Below are 6,294 nucleotides of genomic sequence, written 5' to 3' on the forward strand. Positions count from 1 at the left end.
GCACTGGCCGTCCTCGACGCACAGCCCGTGCGGGGTGCCGTTCCCGGCCCCCCGCACGGGCTGTGCGTCGAGGACGGCCAGTGCGCGGGTCACCGGGTGGTCGGCCCGGTCCGCGGCCGGGGAGGGCCACAGCCCGCCGTCCCCCCGCAGCCAGTCGTCGGTGTGCTGCCAGGACTCGTCGAGAGCGACCCGGCCGGGCAGCCAGTGCGGACCGCAGGAGGGGAACTCCCCTTCCTCCGGCAGCGGATGAACACTCGTCAGGACGGCCGTCCAGTAACGGGCGAGCCGCTGGTTCGCCTCGTGGGTCAGGACCGCGGCCCGGGACCGGCACACCCCCGCCGAGGCCCGCCACACACCGATGAGTTCGCCGTACCGGGCGAGGGCGGCCGGCGCGGACTCCCCCGGCTCCTCGTACCGGGTGGCCACCCGCACCGACTCGGAGTGGATCCGCGCGCACAGTTCACGCTCGTCGTGCAGCAGCCGCGCACGCAGCTGGTCGGCCCCGCGCGACGCGCTCGCCCGGATGCCCTGCACATGCGGGGTCAGCAGCTCCGGGAACTGGTCGGTGACGTCGTGCGGCAGGTCGTCCGGGTGCGGCAGCGCGGCGATCCGGTCCCGGAGGCCGGGCGCGTCCCTGCGGCCCTGATGTCGGTCGTGAATTGCCGTGACCCGGTTGCGCCAGACATACCGGGCCGAACTGATGAAACCATTCGTGTCGGCTCTCATGGCGGAATCCCCTTCCCCCGCGCGGCCGCCTCCCGGCAACCGCCCTTTTCTCCGTCCGGGCCCGCTGCGGCGGCCCCTTCCGAACGGCGCGACCCGGCCGCCGCTCCCACCGTTCCGCGCCTTCCGGCGTATCACCGGAAGAGCCCCGAAGCCGGCTTCGGGGGAACGGGCCGCAATCGGCCGGACAATAGAAATTACCGGCCTTTCACCTGCGCATTCGGCCCTGCGGGCATTTCCCGGAATGCGTCCGGAACAGATCCGGGAATCGACCGGGCGGAACCCGGAAACGCCCGGAAAACAACCGGATGAAATGTGCCGCGCCCGGCCCGTCCGCCGGATACTCGTTGACGGGGGGACGCCGACGGCGCCCGGCGGCATCCGCGGGGCGTCCGTCGGCGCCCGACGGCATCCGCCGGCGTTCCCGGGCCCGCTCGGCGGCACCGGGGCGGACGGTCCGGCGGGAAGGGGAGGGCCGGTGAGGGTCGAGGTCGACGGGACGCACTTCCCGCTGGAGACGCTGGGGCCGGGCCGTCGGCTGGGCATCTGGCTGCAGGGCTGCCCGCTGGCGTGCCCCGGCTGCATGTCGCGGCACACCTGGGACCCGCGGGGTGGTGAGCCCATGGACGTGGAACGGCTGTTGGCCCTGTGGCGGGACGCGCTGGACCGGGGCGCCGCGGGCCTGACGGTGAGCGGCGGCGAACCGCTCGCCCAGCCCGCGGCCCTGGCCGAGCTGCTCCGGGGCGCCGCCCGGCTGCGGTCCGGACTGACCCGCCCCGGCGCGACCGGCGACGGGCTCCCCGCCGACCTGCTGGTCTACACCGGCTACGAGGAGTCCGAGCTGGACGCCGCCCGGCGCGCCGCCCTGGCGTCCGCGGACGCCGTGGTGACCGGCCGGTTCCGGGTCGCCGAACCGACCGGGCTGGTGTGGCGCGGCTCCGCGAACCAGCGGCTGACGCCCCGTACCGGCCTCGGCCGGATCCGGTACGCGCCGCACCTGGACCGGGAGGCGGACGGACCGGCGGTCCAGGTCGTCGTGGAGTCCGGGCGGGCGTCCGGCGAACCGGCCGGGCCTCCCGCGGTACGGCTCTACGGCGTACCGCGGAGGGGCGAACTACCGCGTTGGGAAAGGTGGCTGAAAGAACGTGGGCTACGACTCAGGGAGCGGAGCTGGCGACCGTGAGCAGCTTCGCCAGTTCGGGGCGCTGGGCCACCAGGTGCACCGTCCAGGACGGATCGCGGCTCAACTCCTCGCGGACGGCCCAGCACAGCCAGCGCGCCGCCTTCTCCGGCGGCAGGCCGTGCCCCGCGCCGAGCAGCGGGAAGCAGAGGGAGGAGAGCGGCGGGTCGTACCTGTCGCGTTCCGCGCGGGCCAGCCGGAAGCTGGCCGAGACCGCCTCCGCGAGAACGTGCGGATCGACCCGGTAGCCGTGGCCGTCGCTGGTCGGCGACGCGACGGCCGCGTGGTGGATACGGCGCACACCGCGCTCGGCGAGGGCACCGGGCGAGGTCGGCACGACGGTGCCGGGACGCACCGGGAGCCCGGCCCGGCCGTGGGCCCGCATCCACTCGACCAGTTCCCGGACGAGGACGTCGTCGACCGTCTCGCCGCTCTCGTCGCGTATCGCGGCGGCCCGGCGCAGCGATCCGGACACGGTGGAACGGAAGGTCTTGGACATCTCCAGGTAGATGTTCTCCGAGGACACCAGGATGTCGATGTCCCGCAGCAGTTCGATGGACGCGACGTGCACGGTGATGCGGTGCGCGGCGGCGGGCGGCAGCGGCGGTCCGCTCAGCCGGGTCGGCGGATCGGGCACCGGGTCCGGCGACCGCACGGACAGCGTGCCGGCCTCCGGCACGGCCGGGACCGCGGGGAGTTCCGGGACCGTCCGGGGCGGTCCTGCGGCGGACGTCCGGGCCACCGCCAGTACCGCCAGCGCCAGTTCCGCGATCACCTCCCGCTCCTGGCTCTTGCGGAAGCGTTCGGGCGTGACGCCGTAGACGGCCGCCGCGGCCCTGCGGCGGTCCTGGCCCGGTACGCCCCGCCGGTCCGGCAGCAGCCCGAAGGTGTGGGCCGCCGCCCTGGCGAGCGGATCGCCGCGGGTGCCGTCGGCGGACAGGGTGTTCCCGCCGAGGTGCCGCACCCCGGCCTTCAGCAGCGTCTCCACCCCGGCCGCCTCGTCGTCGAACCCCCCGCACAGGCCCGCGGCGGAGGCCACCCTGATCAGGGCCTCGGGCCGCAGGGTGCGCAGGCCGGACAGTCCGGGCCGGCGCAGCGCCCGCAGCTCCGCGGCCAGCCGTTCGGCACCGGGCAGCGGCGGGACAAGGCGTCCCGCGGCCCGGGGCCGCTCGCCGGAACGCCCCGGGCCGGGGGCGGACGAGGCCTTGGGGGGCGTGGGTTCGAGGGGCTCCGGAGCGGACGAGGAGGGCTGGGTCTCCTGGCTCATGCCCGACACGATATGCCCGCCCGTCCGCCTGCGGGAGCGCCTTTCGGCAACCTTGTCCGGCCGTCCGGAACCGGACGGCGGACGCGCCGCCCCGACGCCCGTGCCCATGCCCGTACCGGCAACTGCCCCACCAGTAAACGGAATTACTCAATCCGGCACGGCGGCACGACTGCCGCACCCGTACCCACATCCGCCCCTGCCCCCGTCACCGTCACCGTCACCGGAAGGCATGTCGCATGACTGTTCCGCCGCCGCCCACCGAGATGGATGTCGACGAGACCGGGACCGGCCACCACGATCCGCGGGACGCGGAGACCCGCAGGGGGCTGGACCGGGTGCCGGCCGCGCTGGGCGGGCGCTTCGACCTGACCCAGGTGCTGAGCGACGTCCGCCGCCCGTCCCAGGCCGTGGTGCTGCGGGTCAAGGACCGGGAGGCCCGGCACGCGCCCGCCGACGTGCCCCTCGTGCTGAAGTGGTACCACCACCGGTTCGGCCCCGACCCCGGCGTCCGCCGCATCCTGGCCGAAAGGCCGAACAGTCCGAGCGGGCCGGGCGGCCCGGGTGGCCCGGGTGGCCCCAACGAACCCGGCGGACCCGGCGGGCCCGGCGGACCGGTCGCCGGGCTGCTGGAGAGCGGGACCGCCGACGGCCACCCCTACGACCTGACCCTCTCGTACGGCGAGACCGACCTCGCCCGCTACCTCGCCGACCACCCCGGGCCGCTGCCGCCCGCCCTGGTCCGGGCCGTCGTGGAGCAACTCCACGCGGCGCTGGTCGCCATACACGCGCGGGACATCGTGCACCGCGACGTCACGCCCGACAACATCATGGTGCGCATCCAGAACGAGGACCGCCCCGAACTGGTGCTGATCGACTTCGGCGCCGCGGTGCACGAACCGCAGCGCGACCGGCCGCGACGGCGCGGCTGGGTGGGCAAACCGCTCTACCTCGCGCCGGAGGCGGCCCCGCACCGGCAGGCCGTGACCCCCGCCGTCGACTGGTGGTCGCTCGGCATGGTCGTCGCCGAACTGGCCGGCGGCAGCCACCCGATCGACTTCCGCGGCGACGAGGAGGTCCTGACCGAGGTCGCCACCCACGACCCCGAACTCCCCCTGGTGACCGACCCCCGGCTGCTGCTGCTCTGCCAGGGGCTGCTCACCCGCGCCCCGGAGAACCGCTGGGGCGGCGAACAGGTGGCGGCCTGGCTGCGGGGGGAGGCCCCGCCGGTCGCGCCCCGCACGTCCGGCGCCGCACCGCACGACCTGCCGCCCCGGCGCACCCTGCGCCCCTTCCCCTTCATGGGCCGGGAGGTCACCGGCCCCGAGGAGCTGGCCCGCCTCCTGGACATCAACCGCGTCGCCACCGGCCGGCTGCTGTCCCGCCGGGCCCGGCGGGCCGAACTGGTCGAGTGGCTGGGCCAGTTCATCGGCTCGCCCGACCGCGACGCCGAGGAGAACGAACGGCTCGTCGCCCTGCGCACGGAGCTCGCCGAAGCGCCGGACGCCCGGACCACCACCCGGCTGATCAACTGGCTGGGCCCGCGGCTGGAGGTCTCCCACCACGGGCAGCGCCTGGACACCCTGGGCATCCGGGAACTGACCGCGGCGGTCGTGAACGGCGACGCCGAGGCCCATGCGCTCCTGGACGACCTGCTGCGCCACGAGCTGCTGCCCCTGCTCGCCGAACGTCCGGGCGGCGCCGGGCTCGACGAGGTGCACCGGCGGTGGACGGAACACCGCTCCGCCTGGCGGCCGTTGACGAACGAGATCCTGGCGCGCGGCCCCCGCGACCGGGGCGCCGCCCGCGCCCGGCTGCGCCGCAACCGCACCGTCGACGCGCTGCTGCTGCGCCTGGCCCACGAACCGGGCCGGGTCACGGCGGAACTGACCCGGGGCGCCGACGCGACGCGCGCCGCCATGGCCGTACCCGTCGACTGGTACACCCGGCTCGTCGCCGACCCGGACGACGCCCCGCGCCTGCTCGTCGCACGGCTGCTGGCCGACGTCGCCACCGCCGAGGCCGCGGTGCGCCACCGGGAGCTGGCCGAGGCGGAGGCCGTCCGGATGCTGGCCGCCGACCAGGACGCCGCCCTGGCCTGGATACGGCGGATGGAACGCCCGCCGACGCTGGGCTGGGCGCTGCTCGGCGCCGTGCTGGCCACCGTTCCGTGGGGGTTCCTGATCGGCCTCGCCGATGTCGTCGGGTGGGCCGATCAGGAGGCGGTCGTGCTCGCCTGGGCGCTGGCCCTGCCCGCGGCCGCCGCGGTGTTCGCCCTGGAACTGTCCGCCGCGGCGTTCATCGGGCCGCCCCACTACCACCCCCGGCGGTCGCTCGCCGGGCGGCTGATCGCCACGTCGGAGCGGCCCGCCCGGTTCGCCCGGTCCCGCGGTCCGCGCACCCTGCTGCCGTCGGCCGCGCTGCTGGCCGCGGTGGTGGCCCTGGGCGTCCACTCCATCACCACCGCGCCCTGGGCCTGGCCGGTCGGCACCGTCGTGGCCCTCGCCGTCTGGACGGTGTACCGCGCGGTCTCCTGGCGCCTGGAACTGGCCCGGCTGCGCGCCGCGCAGACCGCGAACCGGAGCGGGACCCGAAACGGAACCCCCGGCGGAAACCGGAGCGGGGCCCGGAACGGAAGCCGGAACGGAAACCCGGGAGGACGCCGATGAGCGCCGGAATCGCCCTGCCGTCGATCACCGGGGTGATGCCCGGGGTGGGCTACGCACCGGCCGACGGCCTCGCCTCGCACGTCCAGACCCTGGCGCACCCCGACATCGCCCATGTGCCGGGGGTCGCGGACGCCGCCCACCAGGCCGCCGGGCACCTGACCGACGCGGCCGCCCAGGGCCTGCAGGAACTCCTCGCCCCGGCGGCCGTCGCCCTGGGCGCGCTCAGCGGGGCGCTGCTGGCCGGCCGGGCCGCCCTCGTCACCACCCAGGTGCTCGCGGCGGCGGCCGTACGGGCCGCCGAGGAACAGGCCTGCCTCGAACACCGGCAGGAGGTGGCCGCCGACGCCGCCCGGCAGTGGGAGGCCGCCGCCTTCGCCGCCGCACGGGCGAACGCGCGGCGGGCGGCGCTGCTCGCCCGGGTGCGGCGGGCCGCGCGCACGGCCCCGCCCGGCGCGCCC

General features: G+C 76.2%; 4 protein-coding genes and 1 pseudogene. 3 read left to right on the forward strand and 2 right to left on the reverse strand.

The genetic code is table 11. The features are described from left to right. On the reverse strand, nucleotides 1–726 hold a 726-nt coding region (locus EAO76_RS42610; protein WP_148841578.1), incomplete at its 3' end, for a hypothetical protein. A gap of 475 nt (nucleotides 727–1,201) precedes the next feature. Here EAO76_RS42610 and EAO76_RS42615 point away from each other — a divergent pair. Beyond that, on the forward strand, nucleotides 1,202–1,906 hold the full coding sequence (locus tag EAO76_RS42615) for a 4Fe-4S single cluster domain-containing protein (RefSeq protein ID WP_262376236.1): 705 nt from the start codon (nucleotides 1,202–1,204) through the stop codon (nucleotides 1,904–1,906). Here EAO76_RS42615 and EAO76_RS42620 read toward each other — a convergent pair. After that, a complete protein-coding gene (locus tag EAO76_RS42620) occupies nucleotides 1,881–3,170 on the reverse strand; it encodes an Appr-1-p processing protein (protein WP_262376237.1) in 1,290 nt (429 codons plus the stop codon). The genes EAO76_RS42615 and EAO76_RS42620 overlap by 26 nt on opposite strands. A gap of 236 nt (nucleotides 3,171–3,406) precedes the next feature. On the opposite strand from EAO76_RS42620, the gene EAO76_RS42625 reads away from it, so the two are divergent. Further along, nucleotides 3,407–5,836, forward strand: a complete 2,430-nt coding sequence (locus tag EAO76_RS42625; protein WP_148841580.1) for a protein kinase domain-containing protein — start codon at nucleotides 3,407–3,409, stop codon at nucleotides 5,834–5,836. Continuing rightward, nucleotides 5,833–6,294, forward strand: a pseudogene (locus EAO76_RS42630) (hypothetical protein); the annotation flags it as partial. The gene EAO76_RS42625 and the pseudogene EAO76_RS42630, both read left to right, overlap by 4 nt.

Origin of the sequence: Streptomyces sp. sk2.1, assembly GCF_008120935.1 — a bacterium.
In the GTDB taxonomy this organism is placed as follows: domain Bacteria; phylum Actinomycetota; class Actinomycetes; order Streptomycetales; family Streptomycetaceae; genus Streptomyces.